The sequence below is a fragment of the Stenotrophomonas sp. 1L-E-5-B-C3 genome, from assembly GCF_057292075.1.
The window spans coordinates 155,560-174,039 of the sequence record NZ_JBXAWS010000001.1; the positions used below are offsets into that span (position 1 = coordinate 155,560).

The 18,480-nt window shown below is 67.1% G+C and carries 15 protein-coding genes; 10 read left to right on the forward strand and 5 right to left on the reverse strand.

Annotated elements, in window-relative coordinates; genetic code table 11:
• Positions 1 to 31: 31 nt before the first annotated feature.
• Entirely contained in the window at positions 32 to 1,804 is a 1,773-nt protein-coding gene (locus tag AC0Z6F_RS00680; protein WP_448123134.1) for a chloride channel protein, read from the forward strand.
• 102 nt (positions 1,805 to 1,906) lie between these two features.
• The gene (locus AC0Z6F_RS00685; RefSeq protein ID WP_448123135.1) at positions 1,907 to 2,623 is read left to right on the forward strand and encodes an MgtC/SapB family protein; all 717 of its coding nucleotides are present in this window, start codon (positions 1,907 to 1,909) and stop codon (positions 2,621 to 2,623) included.
• Between the two features lie 15 nt (positions 2,624 to 2,638).
• Here the strand turns inward: AC0Z6F_RS00685 and AC0Z6F_RS00690 are convergent, their stop codons facing one another.
• Positions 2,639 to 3,046 carry a MerR family transcriptional regulator gene (locus AC0Z6F_RS00690; protein WP_012511333.1) on the reverse strand — a complete coding sequence of 136 codons (408 nt, stop codon included), beginning with the start codon at positions 3,044 to 3,046 and terminating at the stop codon, positions 2,639 to 2,641.
• Positions 3,047 to 3,109: 63 nt separating this feature from the next.
• Here AC0Z6F_RS00690 and AC0Z6F_RS00695 point away from each other — a divergent pair, with 63 nt between their 5' ends.
• Positions 3,110 to 3,937 carry a class I SAM-dependent methyltransferase gene (locus AC0Z6F_RS00695; protein WP_180889433.1) on the forward strand — a complete coding sequence of 276 codons (828 nt, stop codon included), beginning with the start codon at positions 3,110 to 3,112 and terminating at the stop codon, positions 3,935 to 3,937.
• An 85-nt stretch (positions 3,938 to 4,022) separates the two neighbouring features.
• Here AC0Z6F_RS00695 and AC0Z6F_RS00700 read toward each other — a convergent pair whose 3' ends face one another.
• The 4 genes from AC0Z6F_RS00700 to AC0Z6F_RS00715 all read right to left on the reverse strand — a co-directional run bounded on the left by AC0Z6F_RS00700 (position 4,023) and on the right by AC0Z6F_RS00715 (position 11,453).
• Positions 4,023 to 4,313: a DUF6959 family protein gene (locus AC0Z6F_RS00700; RefSeq protein ID WP_019659952.1), complete on the reverse strand. Its 291-nt coding sequence runs from the start codon at positions 4,311 to 4,313 to the stop codon at positions 4,023 to 4,025.
• Positions 4,314 to 4,434: 121 nt separating this feature from the next.
• A complete protein-coding gene (locus tag AC0Z6F_RS00705) occupies positions 4,435 to 5,271 on the reverse strand; it encodes an outer membrane protein assembly factor BamE (protein ID WP_478056722.1) in 837 nt (278 codons plus the stop codon).
• A gap of 61 nt (positions 5,272 to 5,332) precedes the next feature.
• The gene (locus AC0Z6F_RS00710; protein WP_485616476.1) at positions 5,333 to 10,237 is read right to left on the reverse strand and encodes a YadA-like family protein; all 4,905 of its coding nucleotides are present in this window, start codon (positions 10,235 to 10,237) and stop codon (positions 5,333 to 5,335) included.
• A gap of 235 nt (positions 10,238 to 10,472) precedes the next feature.
• Positions 10,473 to 11,453 (reverse strand): AraC family transcriptional regulator, encoded by a 981-nt coding sequence (locus tag AC0Z6F_RS00715; protein WP_485616562.1) that lies wholly within the window; start codon positions 11,451 to 11,453, stop codon positions 10,473 to 10,475.
• A gap of 692 nt (positions 11,454 to 12,145) precedes the next feature.
• On the opposite strand from AC0Z6F_RS00715, the gene AC0Z6F_RS00720 reads away from it, so the two are divergent.
• The 7 genes from AC0Z6F_RS00720 to AC0Z6F_RS00750 all read left to right on the forward strand — a co-directional run bounded on the left by AC0Z6F_RS00720 (position 12,146) and on the right by AC0Z6F_RS00750 (position 18,478).
• Positions 12,146 to 12,337, forward strand: a complete 192-nt coding sequence (locus AC0Z6F_RS00720; RefSeq protein ID WP_012511338.1) for a Flp family type IVb pilin — start codon at positions 12,146 to 12,148, stop codon at positions 12,335 to 12,337.
• 66 nt (positions 12,338 to 12,403) lie between these two features.
• On the forward strand, positions 12,404 to 12,949 hold the full coding sequence (locus AC0Z6F_RS00725; protein ID WP_012511339.1) for an A24 family peptidase: 546 nt from the start codon (positions 12,404 to 12,406) through the stop codon (positions 12,947 to 12,949).
• On the forward strand, positions 12,946 to 13,422 hold the full coding sequence (locus AC0Z6F_RS00730; RefSeq protein ID WP_012511340.1) for a TadE/TadG family type IV pilus assembly protein: 477 nt from the start codon (positions 12,946 to 12,948) through the stop codon (positions 13,420 to 13,422). The genes AC0Z6F_RS00725 and AC0Z6F_RS00730 overlap by 4 nt, the downstream gene beginning before the upstream one ends.
• A gap of 23 nt (positions 13,423 to 13,445) precedes the next feature.
• Entirely contained in the window at positions 13,446 to 14,483 is a 1,038-nt protein-coding gene (gene cpaB / locus AC0Z6F_RS00735) for a Flp pilus assembly protein CpaB (protein WP_012511341.1), read from the forward strand.
• Positions 14,484 to 14,501: 18 nt separating this feature from the next.
• Positions 14,502 to 15,860, forward strand: a complete 1,359-nt coding sequence (locus tag AC0Z6F_RS00740) for a type II and III secretion system protein family protein (RefSeq protein ID WP_012511342.1) — start codon at positions 14,502 to 14,504, stop codon at positions 15,858 to 15,860.
• A 27-nt stretch (positions 15,861 to 15,887) separates the two neighbouring features.
• Complete coding sequence (locus AC0Z6F_RS00745; protein WP_485616473.1) at positions 15,888 to 17,144, forward strand: CpaE/TadZ family protein; 1,257 nt, start codon at positions 15,888 to 15,890, stop codon at positions 17,142 to 17,144.
• Positions 17,129 to 18,478 (forward strand): TadA family conjugal transfer-associated ATPase, encoded by a 1,350-nt coding sequence (locus AC0Z6F_RS00750; protein WP_012511344.1) that lies wholly within the window; start codon positions 17,129 to 17,131, stop codon positions 18,476 to 18,478. The genes AC0Z6F_RS00745 and AC0Z6F_RS00750 overlap by 16 nt, the downstream gene beginning before the upstream one ends.
• Positions 18,479 to 18,480 lie beyond the last annotated feature (2 nt).

An 18,480-nucleotide genomic window follows, 5' to 3' on the forward strand; every position in this document is an offset into this window, starting at 1 on the left:
GATCACGGTGGCGGCGTATCATGCCGCCACCATGTCACTGCCTGTTTTGCCATCGCGCCTGCATGCGGCCTTCCAGGGCCTGCGCCTGCGACTGCGCGGCAGTGACCTGTGGTTCATTGCGCTTGCCCTGCTGGTGGGCCTGATCGCCGGCTACCTGACCCTGCTGCAGTCCGGCATCGCGCGCTGGCTGCAGGGCACCCTGTACGGGCTGGACGAAGGCATGCGCCTGAGCTCCCTGCCCTCGCTGACCTGGACCGCGCTGTTGGTGCTGCCGCTCGGTGGCCTGCTGGTCGGGCTGGTCAGCCTGGCCGCGACCCGGCTCAAGCGGCCCCTGCTGGATGCGGTGGAAGCCAACGCCCTGCATGGCGGCCGCATGTCGATGCGCGACAACCTGATCGTGCTGACCCAGACCCTGCTGTCCAACGGCTGTGGCGCCTCGGTCGGGCTGGAGGCCTCCTATACCCAGATGGGTGCCGGCAGCGGCTCGCAGCTGGGCCGGGTGATGCGCCTGCGCCGCAATGATGTGCGCATCCTGGTCGGCGCCGGTGCCGCCGGTGCCATCGCCGCCGCCTTTGGTGCGCCGCTGGCCGGCGCGTTCTACGCCTTCGAGATCGTCATCGGCGCCTACACCCCGGCCGCACTGGCGCCGGTGGCGGTCGCCGCGCTGGCCGGTGCATTCGTGGCCGACCAGGCCGGCATCGAGGCCTATCTGCTGCCCGCTGCCTCGACGATTGATGTGCGCGCCGCCGACTACGCCATCTACGGCCTACTGGGGTGCTGCTGCGCGATGGTCGGCATCGCGGTGATGCGGCTGATTGCCTCGATCGAGGGCACGGTCAAGCGCAGTCCGTTGCCGCTGTGGGGCCGGCCGGTGGTCGGTGGCCTGCTGCTGATCCCGCTGGCGCTGGCCAGCCCACAGGTGCTGTCGTCCGGCCATGGCGCCCTGCACCTGGACCTGACCACGCACCTGCCACTGATCTGGATCGGTGGCCTGCTGACCCTGAAGTGCCTGGCCTCCGGCATCTCGCTCGGGTTTGGTTTCCGTGGCGGCCTGTTCTTCGCCTCGTTGTTCATGGGCACCCTGGTCGGCGCCCTGTTCGCCGGCCTGCTGGCGATGGCCACCGGCGTGCCGGTGATCGACGCCACCTCGGCCGCACTGGCCGGGATGGCAGCGCTGGCCGCGGCGGTGGTCGGCGCACCGATGACCATGGCCATGCTGGTACTGGAAGGCACCCACGACTTCCTGCTGACCAGCGTGGTGATGAGCGCGGTGCTGGTCTCCAGCACGCTGGTGCGGCAGTGGTTCGGTTATTCGTTCTCGACCTGGCGCATGCACCTGCGCGGCGAGACCATCAAGAGCGCGCGCGACGTGGGCTGGGTGCAGAACCTCAACGCTGGCCGGCTGATGCGCAAGGGCGTGGCCACCGCGCCGGCCGACCTCGACGCCGCCGCCTTCCGCCAGCGCTTCCCGCTGGGCTCGGGCAGCCGGGTGATCCTGATCGACAGCGAAGGCCACTACGCCGGCATCGTGCAGATTCCGCGCGTGTACGGCGACGGCGTGAAGCCGGAAACCGCCATTGGCGAACTGGCCGAGAACCGCGACGTGTCGCTGCTGCCAGGCGCGGACGTGGTTACGGTGATGCAGCGCTTTGACCAGACCCAGGCCGACGAACTGGCCGTGGTCGCCGCCGACGGCCAGGTGCTGGGCGTGGTCTCCGAAGCCTTCGTGCGCAAGCGCTACGCCGAGGAACTGGACAAGCGCCAGCGCGAACTGATGGGCGAGCGGGTCGAGGACACCGACTGACCCCGCAAAAAAGGGGACGGAGGGGATTAAGTCGTTTCTGGCCGCCTCGAAATCCACGCATGGCGTGGATCTACTGTCACCTCGACCGGGTAGACTCCGGCCATGCGCTTCATTGAAACCTTCCAGGCCGGTCCCTTCGCCGACACCGTGGTCAGCCTGCTGGCCGCCTTCGTGCTGGGCACGCTGATCGGCGCCGAGCGCCAGTACCGCCAACGCACCGCCGGCCTGCGCACCAACGTGCTGGTCGCCGTCGGCGCCGCTGCCTTCGTCGACCTGGGCATGCGCATCGCCGGCAGCGCCGAGGCGGTGCGGGTGATCTCCTACGTGGTCTCCGGCGTCGGCTTCCTCGGTGCCGGCGTGATCATGAAGGAAGGCATGAACGTGCGCGGGCTGAACACCGCCGCCACGTTGTGGTGCTCGGCCGCGGTCGGCAGCTGCACCGGCGGGGACATGTTGGCCGAAGGCGTGCTGCTGACGGTCTTGATCATCGCCGGCAACACCCTGCTGCGGCCGCTGGTGAATGCGATCAACCGCATCCCGATCAACGAGACTGCCACCGAGGCCACCTACGAGGTGCGCCTGAGTGTGGATGCCGAAGCGGTGCCACGTGTACGCGAACGCCTGGTCGATGCGCTGGAAGCGGCGCAGTATCCGGTCGGTGATGTGCAGGTGGTCGAGCATGCCGATGCGCCCACCGATGTGATCGCGGTGCTGGTCAGTACCGCCGTGAGTGCCGATGAGCTGGACGTTGTGCTGGCGCGGATGGAACACGTGCCGGGCGTGCTGCATGCCACCTGGGAAATCAGTACCCGCGATTGACGGGGCTGCGCGGGTTCACCCACCCGCCAGGCGCTGCTGGGCCCGCAACAACTTGCGGAACGAACCGCACTGGCGCGCATCCTGCGCTTCCGGGCAGGCAGCCGCGCGCTGTAGATGGCGGCGCACCCGCTGCAGCTGGGTGATCTGCTGCTGCAGCACATCGGCCTGTGCCAACAGGGCCTCCCGGTCCAGCGAGATGCACCCACGCTGTGGCGGCAGCGATGCACCGATCTGCTGCAACGACAGTCCCGCCGCCTGGCCGAGACCGATCAGCGCCAGACGCTCCAGCACCTGCTCGTCGTACTGCCGGCGCAGGCCGCGCCGCCCCAGCACCTGCAGCAGGCCCAACTGTTCGTAATAACGCAGGGTCGAGGCCGGCACGCCACTGCGCTTGACTACCTCGCCGATATCCAGTTCACGCATGAGCTTGACCTCAAGTCGCCTTCAAGCATCAACCTATGGGCAACTTCCCGGCAGGACAAGGCCATGGCCAGTACATCCCCCGTTGATCAGAATGCGCTCTGGAATGGCCCTGGCGGCCAGATCTGGGTCGCCCAGCAGGCCATCCTCGACGGTCTGTTCCAGCCGATGGCCGACCTGCTGGTGGCCGAGCTTCCGCAAACCGTCACGCAACTGCTCGATATCGGCTGTGGCACCGGCGCCAGCCTGCTGGCATCAGCCGCCGCTCGCCCGGCGGCACACAGCACCGGCCTGGACATCTCCGCGCCGATGCTGGCACTTGCCCGTCAGCGCGCCGAGGCGGCAGGACTGGACGCGGACTTGATCGTGGCAGACGCGCAACAGCACCCGTTGCCCTCGACGCACTTCGACTGGATCCAGTCGCGGCTGGGTGTGATGTTCTTCGAAGATACCGAGGCCGCCTTCGCCAACCTGCATCGTGCCGCAACGCCAGGCGCTGGGCTGCGTTTCATCGCCTGGCGCAGCGCAGAGGAGAACCCATTCATGACGACGGCCGAGCGTGCCATTGGCGATGAACTCGATCTACCCCCACGCGCGCCAGGAGCACCCGGCCAATTTGCCTTTGCCGATGGCCAGCGCGTGCAGCGTCTGTTGCAGGCCGCCGGCTGGAAGGATGTGGAGATGGTCGCGGTCGACCTGCCGTGCTCGATCGCCCGCGATGAACTGCCGACCTACGTCGGCCAGCTGGGCCCGTTGGGACTGGCGCTGCGGAACCTGCCCGAAGAACGAGCCACCTCGCTCCGGAACAAGGCTGTGGCGGCATTCACCCCGTTCATCGAGCGCAACCGTGTGCGCGTCGATGCCGCCTGCTGGCTGATCCGCGCCCGCGCCTGATACAAAAAAGGGGACGGAGGGGATTAAGTCGTTTCCGGCACAGCCGGGGCAAGAACGACTTAATCCCCTCCGTCCCCTTTTTCTTCTACAGCGCCTCGCCGGCATCGGCCAGGCGCGATTCAATCAGCGCATACCACTGCTGCAGCACGTCGATCAGCATGTCCAGCTCGGCGTCGGTGCGCTGTGCGCGCCCACTGCGCAGGCAGGCCTGGGCTTCCTGCAGCTGGGCGAGGAAGCCGGCCACGGTATCGGCCTGCAGGATCAACCCCGGCAGGCGCCGCCCGGGAATGCGCACCACGGCATGGTTGCCGAGCTGGCCGTACACACTCAGTGTGGTTTCCGTCTTCATGGAAAGAGGCAGGAATTGGGCGTTCATCGCGTGCACCATGGAAAACCTGAGCCGCCGGCAGGCGTGGACAACGGGGGAGACGTGGCCACGTCCTGCCGGCGGTCAGGGGGGACTCGGGATGCCGGGCACTTGCCCCGGCGCAGGATTCTCAGCGTGGCTGTGCCACACCCGCGATCTGCACGCGGCGGTTCGGGGCCAGGCACGCGATCAGCTCGCGACGATTGCGCTGGTCGCACTGCACGACCGGCTCCGCCGCACCACGTCCTTCGGCACTGATGCTGGCAGCCGGCACTCCACCCTGCACAAGTGCCATGCGCACCGCTTCGGCACGTCGCTGCGACAGCGTCTGGTTGTAACTGGCACTGCCGATACGGTCGGTATACCCGGTCACCCGGATTGACTGCACCCGGCTGGCCTCGCGCACCTGTGCCAGCACGCCCTGCACTGCTTGCTGCCCCTCGGCGCTGAGCACCGCGCTGTCGAAACCGAACAACGCGTCGGCGGACAGGCGCAGCGGCTGCTCCGGCAACGGCGCCGGAGCGGGCGGGGCCGGAGGCCGCGGCGGGTCCAGCACCGCCGCACATGATTCAGGCTTCCAATAGCCGCCCTGGGCGATGCCCTTGCTGTCGAATCGCACCTGGAACTGGCAGGTGAAGTACTCCGCGCCCTGCGCAGTGCGGAAGTTGAACAGGTAATTCCACTCACGTACGCCCCACATGCCTTCGTTGAAGTGCGGCGTACCCAGCAGCGTATACAGCTGGCGCTTGCTCATGCCCGGCGCGAAGCGGCGCAGGTCGGCGACGTCGGGATAGATACCTTCCTTCAGCGAGGCCTTCGAGGCCTCCGGGAAGTGCACGGCGGTGGCTTCGGCAGGACCCTCGGCGGCCGGCGCATGGCTGCGGCAGGCGGCCAGCAGGCTCATCCCCAGAATCAGGCCCAGCGTGGCGGCCAGCTGGCCGGCGCGGGCGATGCGATGCTGTTTCATGTCATTCCCCCTATGGACGTTTCCGCAATGCCGGGCCCCGGTTGCGGCCCGGCGGCGGGGATCACCACTGGATGCCGGCACCGACGGCCACACCGGCCTCGCCACGGCTGTTGGTCGAGCCGCTGAACTTGTAGATCCAGCGGCCACCTTCCGAGACACCGGAGATGCCGACCGCAACGCCGGATTCGCCGTTGTAGCTGCCGGCGGCGACCGAGGCCATGCTGCGGCCCGCTTCGCTGGGCTGCGGCAGTGCTGCGGTGGCCATTGCCGAGGCGATGCCGGCCGAGGCGCGGTTGTCGGTCTTGCGCAGGTCGCGCTCGAAGCCGCCCATGCGCTCGTCGGTGTAGGCCTTCGACCAGTCCAGGGTCTGCGCCATGCCCGACTTCAACTGGTCGACGTTGACTGCGTCGGTACCGGCGGTACCGGCGGCGACGTTGCGCACCGTGGTCGGGCCGCTGCTGGTGCTGCCCAGCGTGACACTGTTGTAGTTGGTCGCGCCGTTCACCGTAGTGTCGTAGCGGATCGTGCCCTGCTGCGAGGCCTGCAGCTGGCGCACGTTGACCGCATCGGTGGCCTGCGAGCCATCGGCCACGTTGACCACCTGGCGTTCGGCACCGCTGGCACCCACCGAAACCGTGTTGGCCCGGTTCGCCACCGAACCCGCGCCCAGTGCCACCGAGTTGTCGGCCTGTGCCTGCGAACCATTGCCGAGCGCGGTAGAGTTGGCACCGGCGGCGGTGGAGCCCGCACCACCGGCAGCCGAGTTGGCACCGCTGGCGGACGGATCGGCCAGGTTGTTGGTGTTGTTGGCGCGGAAGCTGCCGGCCACGTTGGTGATGTTCTGGATCTTCTGGTCGGTGTACTTCTTCGATTCGTCGATGGCGTAGTTCACGCCGTTCTTGAGCTGGCCGACGTTGGTTGCGTCGTACGTATCGGAACCGTCGGCGACATGGGTGATCTTGCGCTCGCTGCCGGTGCTGCCGACCGAAACCTCACCGGCCGAGTTGCTGGCGCCCGTCTGGCCGTAGGCACCGGTGTAGCCGCTCTGTGCACCAACGCTGGCCACCGAACCGGCACCCAGGGCGACGCTGTTGCCGGCACTGGCGCTGGCACCGTTGCCGACCGCTACGCTGTTGGCGCCCGCTGCACTGGCCTGCGGGCCGACCGCCACCGCTTCCGCACCCGCTGCCGTAGCGGCCGCTGCGGTCGAGTTCACTGCCAGGTAGGCGCTACCGCCGCCGTTGGTGATGCGCTGGTTGAGGACCTTCAGCGAGCCGTCCACCGCGGTGAAAGCGGCGGTGACATTGTTGTAGTCGCCGCTGGTAAAGGTGCCGTCGGTGGCGATGCTGGAGATGCTGAACTTCGGCGCGGTCCACACGTTGGTGGTGCCGTTGTACGCGGTGGTGCCACCGAAGTAGTTGGCGACGGTGCTGTTGGTGCTGAACAGCTGGTCGCCGGTGATGGCATCACTGCTGCCGGCCAGGATGCTGCCGGCGGCGACGTTGGTGATCTTCACCGCGCCGGTGCCGGTACCCGTCAGCGTCACGCTGTTGAGCACGTTGCCACTGCCATCTACGTCGTACTTCACGGCCAGCTTGTCGATCTCATCGGTCTGGTCGGCGACGTTGGCCAGCGAGTTGCTGACCGCGTCGAAGGCGGTGCCGACATCGTTGTAGCTGCCCTTGGTCACGGTGCCGTTGGCGGCGACGTTGTTGATCGAGTAGGTCGGTGCGGTCAGCACGCCGCTGGCGTTGACCGCTGCGCCACCACCGAGATGAGTGGCCACGGCCTGGTTGGCCGCAAACAGCTGGGCACCGTTGATGGCCTCGCTGCTGGTGGCACTGACCTGACCCGGGCCGAGATTACGCAGCGTGGTGGCGGTGCCGGTCTGGCCGAGCGTGGCACTGGCGTAGTTGACGCTGCCGTCGCCATTGAGGTCATAGCGCAGTGCCCCCTGTTCCGACGCCTGCAGCTGACCGACGTTGACCGCATCGGTCGCTGCGGTACCCGCGGCCAGGTTGGTGACCTGACGCTCGGCTCCGGCCGCACCGATCGACACCGAGTTGGCACGGTCGGCCAGGCTGCCGGCGCCCACCGCGATGCTGTTGGCGGCGGTGGCGCGGGCATTGGTGCCGACGGCGATCGAGTCCGTGCCACTGGCCAGGGCTTCGGTGCCGGTCGAGTTCACCCGCAGGTACTTGGTCCCGCCGTTGCGGATGTCGGTGATCTGCGTGTTGAGGTTGACCAGCGAACCATCGACCGCGGCGAAGGCATCGGTGGCGTTCTCATACAGACCCTTGGCGATCGCACCGCCGGTGGAGATGGTGCTGATCTCGAACAGTGGTGCAGTGAAGGCACCGCTGGCCGGATCGAAGGCCGCGCGACCACCGAAGAAGCCGGCGATGGCGGCGTTGGTCGTCGCCAGCTGGCCGCCATTGACCGCTTCCAGGCTACCGGCACTGACCGCACCAGCGGCCAGGTTGCCGATGGTGGTGGTGCCGGTGCCCGCACCGAGCGTTACCCGGCGATAGTTCGGATTGCCGGCGCCATCCAGGTCGTAGGTCACTGCGGCATCGGCCACGCCGTTGATCAGGCTGATCGCGCCCTTCAACTGCGCCACGTTGACCGCGTCCGTGTTGACGCTACCAGCAGCGACGTTGGTGATCTGGCGTTCGCCGCCGCCTGCGGTGCCCACCGACACTTCACCGGCAGAGACCTGCGGTGCAGTGAGGCCATAGGCGCTGTAGCTGGCCTGGGCGCCGCGCAGCGCGGCCGAGCGGTAGCCCAGGGCGACCGAGTTGGCCTGGTTCGACGTCGCCTCGGCACCGAGCAGGGTCTGCCCATTGGCGGTACCGACGGCGCTGTCGCCGACGATCACCGAATGACCCATGCGGGCGGCATAGTCCGCAGTCGGGACACCGGTCGGGTTGCTCGGATCATTGGTGCCGGCACCCGGGAAGGCGACGTTGGCATCGACCTTCGGCAGCTCGTGGCGGGCATTGGCGCCGATCACCACTTCCTTCGAACCGTTGGCAAAGGCGCCGTCACCCATCAGCACCTGGTAGTCCTGCGCGGCGTTGACGGCCCAGCAGGAGATGTCGGCCAGGGCGATGTCCAGGCACTTGGCCGCCCACGCCGGCGAATCCTTCGGCAGCAGCAGCCCGAGCAGGCCGCCCGGATTGCCGTTGTTGATGTTGTAGATGTAGCTGTCGGAGGTGACACCACCGATCAGGGTCAGGTGCGAGCTACCGCCGGTGACGGCGCCACCCAGGCCGTTGAGAGTGCTGCCGACCGGCGACAGGTTGACCACGGGCAGGCCCAGCACATTGACCGTCGAGTAGGTCTGCATCACGTTGGCGTTGCTGAGCTTGAGGTTGCCGTTGCTCAGGTAGCCGTTGCCGCCAAACAGGCTGGTGGTGGTCGGGCCAATCAGCTGCCCGACGTTGCCAACCAGGCCGCCGGTGCCGATGATCAGGCCCGCGTTCGGATCGGCCGGAGCCGGCGCCTTCGGGCTGGTCGGCGGAATCGCCGAGGGCTTGGTCAGGCCGAGGCCGCTCAGCGTGCCACCGACCAGGCCACCCACGGCACTGCCGAGATTGCCGATGGTGCCATTGAGGTTGCCGTTGAGCAGGTTGCCCACGGCACCACCGACGTTGCCCAGGGTGTTGCCCAGCAGGCCGCCGAGGCCACCGCTGCTGCCGCCGGTCGCGCCGTTGAGCACACCGCCAACGGTGCTGCCCACCGCGCCAACCGTGTTGTTGAGCGTACCGCCCACCGCGCTGCCGACGTTACCGACAGTACCGTTCAGTGCGCCGCCCACGGCACCACCGACTGCACCGACGGTGCCGACCGCTCCGTTGAGCGTGCCGCCCACCGCACTGCCAACAGTACCCACGGTGCCGTTGAGCGCACCGCCAACTGCACCACCGACGGATCCAACGGTGCCGTTCAGTGCGCCACCCACCGCACTACCCGCAGAGCCCACCACGCCGCCCACCAGGCCGCCCACACCCAACGCACTGTTCTGTGCCGCGACCGTTGCCTGGCCGGCGAGTTTCAGATTGCGGTCGGCCACCACTTCCTGCCCATCCGGCGCCTGCAGGCGCACGTTGCCGGCGACGCCGGTATCGAAAGCTGCAGTGATCGCACGGTCGTGGGTTTCGCCCGGCAGTTCTTCCTTGGCCGGAAGCGTGACCGCTGCCGTCGCTTTGACCTGGCCCTGGCCATTGATCTGGTGCCCAGCCAGCTTCAGCTGCGAATCGACCTTGCCATCGACCGAGGTCTTCAGCCCAGGCAACGAACCCGCCGAGGTACTGCTGATGCCGGCCGCCGCCGTGGCGCCGGTATCGATCGAGGCCACCTGCGCACCGGCGACGCCAACGTTGGCTTTCGCCCGCGCATCCGCAGCCACGCCGAGCGGTGCATGCGCGGACGGCGCAACCTGTGCCGCCAGCGATGCATCAACCTTCGTTGCATTGGACGCTGCATGACCCAGCCCGACGTTGGCGCGGACATCGGCGGCCAGTGCCGGAACGGCAACCTGCTTCGGTGTGGCGTTGGCGGCCAGCTTCACCTGCACGCTGGCCGGCAACACGTCGCGCACCACTGGCAGCGAGGCGGTGCTCAGCTGCAGGCCGACACGTGCGTCGGCGCTGATCGCCGGGCTGCTCTGCGCCTGGCGCGAGGCGGCGGCCAATGCCACTTCGGCATCGACCTTGACGGGCATCGGCTGCGCATACTTGGCGGCCAAAGCCTGCAGGTCGCGCAGCGATTGATTGGCTTCTGATGCTCCTGCGTGGCCGCTGGCCAGCGCACACAGCAGGGCCAGCGCCAGCACCGTGGGCATCAGCAGGACACTGCGCGGATCGCGCGCGGCACCGCCGCCGCTATCGCCGGTGGCCAGTTCCGAGGCCACAACCAGAGCATTGAGCTGGCGGTTCCATACACGCCGGTAGATGCGGTTCATGAGCATTTCCCCCGTAGGCGAACAACTGGAATGTCAGTGGACTTGCCGTTAGGCAGGTGACTGACATTTCAGCGCTTGCAACGGTGGCTGCGCACTTCATTCCGGCACGGCAATCGCGCATTCCGGCAAATCCACGGTCGGAATCGGCAGCCGGTTATGCAGAAGCGGCAACCATATCGGCAAGCGGATATGCAATTCCGGCAGAAACGACGGGGAAGCCCTTGTGCCGCTAAGGTCAGGCCGGCTGGCCGATCTGCGCCGGCGCGCGCATCAAGGTATCGCGCGGCAATTCGCCGAAGACCTTGCGGTAATTGTCGGCGAAGCGCGACAGGTCCCACAGGCCGCAGCTGAGCGCGATGGCCTTCACCGAGCGACGGCTGGAATCGGCCATCGACAGGCTGCGGCAGGCCGCGCACAGACGCAGCATCGACAGGTAGCGGTTGGGAGAGGTGCCGAACAGGTCCTCGAAGGCGTAGCGCAGGCCGCGCTCGCTGACGCCAGCGGCATCACAGATTTCATTCATGTAGATATTGCGGCGCAGGTTGAGCCGCATGAAGTTCTCCGCACGCTGCGCGATCAGATAATGCGTCCGGCGTGCGCGACTGCATCCCGGGCGGTCTGCTGCACCGGCGCCGAGCAGCGCCTGCACGTGCCCATGCAGAAGGCGTTCGGTTTCATCCGGCTGCAGGGCGATGCCCTGCCCCAGCTGCTGGTGCAGTTGCTGGTAGTGCCCCGCCAATGTCGCAGAATCACTGGCTAGATTGAACAAGGACAGCGCCTGGCCTGCGGGCGGCGTGCTGCGCAGGCTCAGTTCGGTCAGCTTGCGCTGCACGCGCGCCACCGGTACCAGCATCAGGGTCATATGGGTGCCGGGGCTCAGCGTGAACTCACTGATACCCTCGGGCATGACGATCAACGCCATTCCTGGCGTGAGTGGCACTCCGTGACACCAGCTCAGCGTTTCATCGGTGGCGTGGATATACCCCAGCATCGCCCAGTCCGGCGGCAGCATGAAGCGCCCACGGCAATGGAAACCACAGCTGATGCTGCAGAACAGGGCCTCCTCGTGCACGCGCGAAGCGAAGGCCGCCCGTGGCCCGTTGCCATCGAGCAGAAGCAATTCGACATCACACACACGAAGCACGCCGCTCAGCGTCGCCAGGTCGATCGACCGCAGGCCGCTGTCGTCGCTGTCTCCTACCCCACCATCGACCATGACAGTGTCGTCCCCCCGTTGATCCGTCATGCGATGCGGCCCCCACTGCCTGACAGGACGCACACCGTTCCAGGAACCGCTGCCGTTGCCGGGATGGGAACGATCAATGCCGCTCAGCCACCCGGGAAAACTCCATAGCTTGAATGCGAGTATGCCCGATAATATTCGCGGGTAAACCCACGGAATGGATTGAATAAAATCGATACACAGGTGAAGGGCTTGTTGTCGTGTTTGGCACGGTTTTCGCATGCGATCACTTCAAGGGATCACATTATCTGCACGTCGATGAACGATTTTGCCGGCGAACGGATTCTCGTCACAAAAACAATCTGAAAGTTTAAGGTCCGAGTGTTTTCTGCCGAATTTGCATATAGGTTCCGGTTGCAGCGGGCCGCCATTCAGGCAAAGTCGATATCACGGTGATCCGGCCCTTCAAGAGTGGCCGCATCCAGGGGGAACGCATGAACATGCACGCATCGCACGATACTTCGACCACCGGCCCGGCGCCGTGCGGTCGCAGTCGCGCGGCCGGCGTCCTTCCTGGAAACGATCACCCTGCTTGAGCACAGCGGGCCCGTCCCGCCGTGCCTCCTCCGCCAGGATGGGCGGAGGTCCACGGACGATCCCGGCGGAGCCGGGCCACCGCCCAACGCAGGTGTCCTGTTGCAGACAGGTAGAGGGAGACAAGCATCATGAACGCATCGATCCGCAGGTTCCTGAAGGAAGAAGATGGCGTTACCGCACTCGAGTACGGCCTGCTGGCTGCTGTGATTGCGGGTGTCCTGATCGCACTGGGCAGCACGCAGATCAAGGATTTCTTCGAAACGCTCTTTGAGAATCTCACCAAGCTTGCCGACAAGGCATCGGGCACCCCGCCGGCCTGAGCCGCGTCCCAGGCTGATCAGGGACAGCAACTGCTGACCGTCCACTGACGGACAATGGAGGGTGCGATGACACTGCTGGGACTGTTGGCCATCGGCGTGTGCCTGCGGATCGCGATCAGCGACCTGTACGCCCGCCGGGTACCCAACACCTGGCTGTTGTCGGCGTGCGTGATCGCGGTTGTCCTGATCGTCGCTGGCCAGTTCAGCGCGCCGCGCCTGCCGTGGGGACCCCACGTCGCCGGCGCGGCGCTGGGCCTGGTCGCGCTGCTGCCATTCCATGCACTCCGCTGGATGGGCGCTGGCGACGTCAAGTTCTTCTCGGTGCTGGGGCTGATGTTGGGCTGGCAGGCATTGCTGCCGATCTGGATCGCGGCCAGTCTCGCTGCCGGCGCCCATGCGGCGATCGTCCTGGTATCGCGTCGGCTGGGCGCATTGTTGCCGTTCGGGCTGCAGGCCCAGGTAGACCGCGCCAGTTCGCACTGGCAATCACATCCTGCACTCCGTGACATGCAAAGCGCCCGGCAGGGACGCCACGGCATTCCCTATGCAGCCTACCTGGCGATTTCCGCCATCGGCTGGATCCTCATCAGCGCCTACGGAGGTGTGTCATGAACTCCCGCAGCCCCCGCCGGCAGCGTGGCGTCGCCAGCATCGAGTTCGCGTTGATGCTGATGTTTGGACTGTTGCCGCTGCTGATGTTCACCTTTTCCGGCGTGATGATCATGGCTGCGCAGCAGACCCTGGCCACCGCCTCGGCCGAGGGTGCGCGCGCATCGTTGCGCTATGGCAATGCCAATGAGCGCCGTACAGCGGCATGCGTCGCGGCGCGCAACTCGATGCAATGGCTGTTGAAGTTTTCAGCACAGACCGTCGACTGCAGCAATGGCGGCAGCAACGCCGTCGTGGTGTCGCCGCAGGCGCCCTGCGCGGGCTTGGCCACGGCCCAGTGCATGACCGTGACAGTCAGCTACGACTACGCCAGCCATCCCTTCCTGCCCGGCACCGCCACGCTCTACAAGTGGGTGATGCAGGCCCCCATCCGCAGCGTCGCGGTCGCCCAGCTCGACCTCGGCAGCGGCAACTGACGATCGGTACAGGAGACGGTTCCATGCTCAAGTTGACCCGCATCGCCGCCGTTGCCCTGATCGGGCTGGCCGTGCTGCTGGCCCTGGTCGCCTTCATGATCGGGCGTAAGCCGAACGCACCGGCCACAGTGGCTCCGGTCGCGCAGAGCGAGGCCCAGGCGATCACGGTGGTGGAATCGGTAGCGCGCCTGCCGGCCGGCGAACCAATCACCGCCAACGGGCTGCGCCTGGCGCAGCGCACCGCGCCGGTCGCCGGTGCCGCCACCAGCATCGCTTCCGTCGTCGGCAAGGTGCCGGTGCAGGATATCGCCGAAGGCACCGCCATCAGCAGCAGCGCACTGGCGCAGGGATTCTCGCTGCAGCTGCGCCCGGGCGAGCGCGCCCTTGCGGTGCCGGTCGATGAACTGGTCGGCGCTGGCAACCGCATCCTGCCCGGCGACTTCGTCGACGTCTTCCTCAACCTGCGCAACGCCCAGCCCAACGCCAGCGGCCCGGGCGAGGCTGCACAGACGCGCCTGCTGCTGTCCCGCCTGCGCGTGCTCAGCTATGGCCAGCAGGATATCGCCCCGGCTACCAGCGACGCTGTTGCCAGCAACGAAGGCGACAACCGCAACGACCCGCGTGCCGCCGACATCACCGGAAGCGGCAGCAGCCACACCACGAGCAGCGAAACCACCCAACCGGCACGCAGTGCGGTGCTGGCGGTCCCGGTGGCCGATGCCAATCGCCTGCTGCTGGGGGCGCAGCAGGGCAAGCTGTTCCTGGCCCTGCGCAATCCGGCTGATACCGGCCTGCCCGACCTCGCCCTGTTCCCGCAGTCACGCGGGGTGATCGATCCGTTGCGCGGCCTGGATGCGGAACAGCAGCTTGCCCTGCAGCGACCGGAGAACCATGCCTTCGCCGGTATCGACGACGATGCGCTGGCTGGCCGCGGGACCTCCCCGGCACGTGCCAACCCGCAGACGCCGGCACGTGTACCTGCGGTGCGTCACAGTGCGCCGCGCGCCCCTGGCATCGAAATCATCCGCGGGGACAGCTCTGCTCCCCGTGGTTCCCTTTGACCTGCATCGAGCGCATCCATGACCGAACGTCGCCGCAGTCCACGCCTCTCCCCCCGCCAGCGCTGGCTGGCCCTGCTGCTGGTGCTGCTGGCACCGGCAACAAGCGTGGCGGCCGACGACCTGGTGCTGCAGGCACGTGAGCAGCGGCCGTGGACGCTGCCAGCCGACCTGGAGCGGGTCGCCATCGCCGACCCCGGCGTGGCCGACATCGTGATGCTGCGTGGCCAGCGCCAAGCCCTGCTGGTCGGCAAGGCACCGGGCACCACCACGCTTCTGCTCTGGCACCGCAAGCAGGCCGAACCGCAGCGCATGCAGGTGCGGGTGCAGAGTGCCGTGCAGGGTGCGGCCGACACGGGCTCGGGCGGGCTGGTGTTCACCCAGCAGGACAACCAGGGCCTGCTGCAGGGAAGCACCGACAGCGTGCTCTCGCACATGCAGGAACAACGCACCGCGGCGATGGCGTTGGGCAAGGACGGCACGCTTGCTGACACATCGACGATCAGCAGCGGCGGCGTGGTCCAGGTCGAGGTCAAGGTGGTCGAGTTCAACAAGACCGCACTGAAGCAGATCGGCATCAGCTTCCAGAACCGCAATGGCAACTTCGCCTACGGCTTCGCCCGCCCTGGCGGCCAGTTGCCGGGCAACACCGGCATCCTTCCCGGGATGAAGGAAGGCAACTCCGGCAATGAAGCCGAGTCGCCCATTTCCTCCGCATTCCGCCTGGTGTTCGGCTCGACCAAGGGCCTGTGGAACGCCGATGTCGACCTGCTGCAGAGCAACGGCATGGCGCGTGTGTTGGCCGAACCGACACTGGTCGCGCTGTCCGGCCAGAGTGCCAGCTTCCTTGCCGGTGGCGAACTGCCGATCCTGGAACCGCAGGGGCTGGGTACCACCACCATTACCTACAAGCCATTCGGCATCGGCCTGACCGTGACGCCGACGGTACTGGCGCCGAACCGCATCGCCCTGAAAGTCGCACCGGAAGCCAGCGACCTGGACTACAGCAACGCCATCGCGCTCAACGGCGTGCAGATTCCCTCAATCACTACCCGGCGCGCAGACACCACGGTCGAGCTCGGCGACGGCGAGAGCTTCGTGATCGGTGGCCTGGTCAGCTCCAACGTGGTTTCCAGCGTCGGCAAGATTCCGCTGCTGGGTGACCTGCCGATCATCGGCTCGTTCTTCCGCAACTTCGACTACAAGCGCCAGGACAAGGAACTGGTGATCATCGTCACGCCGCGGCTGGTGAAGCCGCTGGCGCGCAACACCGAACTGCCGTTGCCCGGCGACCGCGAAGCCAAGCCGCACATGCCCGAATGGGGCGCCTGGCTGCTGGGTCCGATCAGCCAGGACCCGGTGCCCGGCTTCTCGCGCTGATTCCATGATGCCTGTGATACCACGACCATGCCCTACGCCACCGCCCAGCCGCTGCATCCACAAGGACCACCGATGAACCTGGTCCTGTACGGCATGGATCGCGAACTGCTGCCCCGGCTGGCGGCCAAACTGCCGCCGACCACGACCCTGCATTGGCAGGACAGCAGCATGCCGACCTCCGCGCAGGACCTGCAGCGCGGCCCGGAAAGCCTGGTGCTTCTCGATTTCCGTCCCGAGCACGCGGCCGCCTCCAGCGTGCTTGCACAGCAACTTCAGCAGACCGAGCCGGACCTGATGCTGGTCGCGGTCGGAGCCACCAGTGCCGGCCAGGTGGAAGGCGTGGTGATGGCGCTGCGCGTGGGCCTGCGTGACGTGCTGGACCTGGACAGCGACAACACCGGCATCGAAGCCGCACTGCGCCGCGCATTGTCGCCACGACCGGCTCCCTCGGCACAGCTGGCACACAAGGCACGCCTGATCGTGCTGCTGGGGGTGCGCGCCGGCGTCGGCACCAGCACCCTTGCAGCGCATCTGTCGGTGCTGGCGCAGCAGACCCGTGCGCTGGCCCAGGGCGAGGCACTGCAGCAGGACGGCCTGCTGCTGGAACTGGCGCAACCCTCGGGCGACCTCGCGCTGTACCTCAATCTCGACAGCCGCTTCCACTACGAGGATGCGCTGCGCAATGCCAGCCGCATCGACGCTACCCTGGCCCGCACCGCGATGGCGCGTCATGAGTCCGGGCTGGTGCTGCTGGACCGTGCAGGTGGCAGCGATGCGGTGCCGCCCTCGGACCCGGGCGCGTTGCTGCAACGGCTGCGCGGCGTGTTCGCCAGCGTTCTGTGCGATGCCGGTGGCTGCCCTTTGCGTCAGCTGCCGCCGCTGCTGCTGGACCAGGCCGACCAGATCTGGCTGGTCACCGACGCCTCGATCGCCACACTGGTGTCACTGGACCAGGCACTGAAGCACCTCGCCGGCCAGCGTGAACGCGAGAAGCGCCTGCAGCTGGTGATCAATCGCCACGACGACAGCAGCGGCATGAGCCCCGAGCAGATCGCGCGCCGCTTCGAGGTGCCGCTGCTGGCTACGTTGCCCGAACGACCGCGCGTACGCCTGGCAGCCAGCCAAGGCCACCTGCTGCTGCAGGATGCACCGCGCGACCCCTACCTGCGTGCCCTCGCCCCGCTCGTCCCGCGACTGGATCCGGCCGCGTGCCCGGTCCAGGCGCAGGGCCTGCGGGAAAGACTCTCCCTTGCCCTGGGTGGATCGCAATGGAAGACAAGGTAACCCCGTTCCCGCATGCCGTTGCCCGTCCGGTGCTGCCCGAGAGCGCGGCGGGCCATCTGCCGTTCGCGCAGACCGAGCAGTACCAGAAGGTGCTGTCGGCCGCGCATGAGCACCTGCTCAACAGCATCGAGGACGAGCGCATCGACATCGATTCCTGGGCCCCGGACACCATCGCCCGCTGGGTGCAGGTGCAGACGGTGAGCTTCATCCAGGAGTGGCGCATCCCGATCAACGAAGAGGAAATGCAGGTGGTCGCCGATGGCCTGGTCAAGGAGCTGACCGGCTTCGGCCCGCTCGATGACCTGCTGCACGACCCGTCCATCGAAGACATCCTGATCAACGGTTTCAAGGATGTGCACGTCTCGCAGGGCGGCCAGCTCAAGCGCGCCACCCAGCGCTTCACCGACGATACCCACCTGCTGCGCATCCTGCGCCGCATCCTCGCTCCGCTGGGGCGCCGCCTGGATGATTCCAACCCGATGGTCGATGCGCGCCTGCCCAACGGCGGTCGCCTCAACGCGATCATCTCGCCGCTGGCGGTGGACGGACCGATGGTGTCCATCCGCAAGTTCCGCAAGGATCCGTTCACCCCCGATGAACTGCTGGCCAAGGGCACCTTTGATGCACCGATGCAGGCCTTGCTGAAGGCGATGGTGCTGGGCCGCTGCAACATCCTGGTGTCCGGCGGCACCAGCTCGGGCAAAACCTCGCTGCTGAACGCCCTGGCCAGCTACGTGCCGGCCAACGAACGCGTGATCACGGTGGAGGACACCGCCGAACTGTCACTCAACCATCCGCACGTGGTGCGCCTGGAAAGCCGCATCGGTGGCGCCGAGGGCCAGGGCGCGGTCAGCATCCGCGACCTGGTGCGCAACAGCCTTCGCATGCGCCCCGATCGCATCGTCGTCGGCGAGGTGCGTGGCGCCGAGGTGCTGGAAATGCTGCAGGCAATGAATACTGGCCACGACGGTTCGATGGCGACCATCCATGCCAACTCGCCGCGTGACTGCCTGTACCGCATCGAGATGCTGGCCGGCTTTGCCGGCTTCCAGGGCAGCGAGGACAGCCTGCGCCGGCAGATCGCCAGTGCGATCGACTTCATCGTGCAGATCTCGCGCCTTGGCAGCGGCCGCCGCGTGCTGGTCTCGATCACCGAGATCACCGGCGTCAGCGACAACCTGATCACCACCCAGGAAATGTTCCGCCACGAGCTGCAGATCGACGGCAACGGCAAGGAGATCGATCGCTGGATCGGGCTGGGCTTCCATCCGCACTCGCACAAGCTGGAGCCGTTCCGCCTGCAGCTGCGCGAATCGCTCTACGGAGACTTCTGAGC

Bases quoted from the DNA above. Each gene is read 5' to 3' on its own strand.
- AC0Z6F_RS00680 (WP_448123134.1), top strand. From the start codon at position 32: ATGTCACTGCCTGTTTTGCCATCGCGCCTGCATGCGGCCTTCCAGGGC.
- AC0Z6F_RS00685 (WP_448123135.1), top strand. From the start codon at position 1,907: ATGCGCTTCATTGAAACCTTCCAGGCCGGTCCCTTCGCCGACACCGTG.
- AC0Z6F_RS00690 (WP_012511333.1), bottom strand. From the start codon at position 3,046: ATGCGTGAACTGGATATCGGCGAGGTAGTCAAGCGCAGTGGCGTGCCG.
- AC0Z6F_RS00695 (WP_180889433.1), top strand. From the start codon at position 3,110: ATGGCCAGTACATCCCCCGTTGATCAGAATGCGCTCTGGAATGGCCCT.
- AC0Z6F_RS00700 (WP_019659952.1), bottom strand. From the start codon at position 4,313: ATGAACGCCCAATTCCTGCCTCTTTCCATGAAGACGGAAACCACACTG.
- AC0Z6F_RS00705 (WP_478056722.1), bottom strand. From the start codon at position 5,271: ATGAAACAGCATCGCATCGCCCGCGCCGGCCAGCTGGCCGCCACGCTG.
- AC0Z6F_RS00710 (WP_485616476.1), bottom strand. From the start codon at position 10,237: ATGAACCGCATCTACCGGCGTGTATGGAACCGCCAGCTCAATGCTCTG.
- AC0Z6F_RS00715 (WP_485616562.1), bottom strand. From the start codon at position 11,453: ATGGTCGATGGTGGGGTAGGAGACAGCGACGACAGCGGCCTGCGGTCG.
- AC0Z6F_RS00720 (WP_012511338.1), top strand. From the start codon at position 12,146: ATGAACGCATCGATCCGCAGGTTCCTGAAGGAAGAAGATGGCGTTACC.
- AC0Z6F_RS00725 (WP_012511339.1), top strand. From the start codon at position 12,404: ATGACACTGCTGGGACTGTTGGCCATCGGCGTGTGCCTGCGGATCGCG.
- AC0Z6F_RS00730 (WP_012511340.1), top strand. From the start codon at position 12,946: ATGAACTCCCGCAGCCCCCGCCGGCAGCGTGGCGTCGCCAGCATCGAG.
- cpaB (WP_012511341.1), top strand. From the start codon at position 13,446: ATGCTCAAGTTGACCCGCATCGCCGCCGTTGCCCTGATCGGGCTGGCC.
- AC0Z6F_RS00740 (WP_012511342.1), top strand. From the start codon at position 14,502: ATGACCGAACGTCGCCGCAGTCCACGCCTCTCCCCCCGCCAGCGCTGG.
- AC0Z6F_RS00745 (WP_485616473.1), top strand. From the start codon at position 15,888: ATGCCCTACGCCACCGCCCAGCCGCTGCATCCACAAGGACCACCGATG.
- AC0Z6F_RS00750 (WP_012511344.1), top strand. From the start codon at position 17,129: ATGGAAGACAAGGTAACCCCGTTCCCGCATGCCGTTGCCCGTCCGGTG.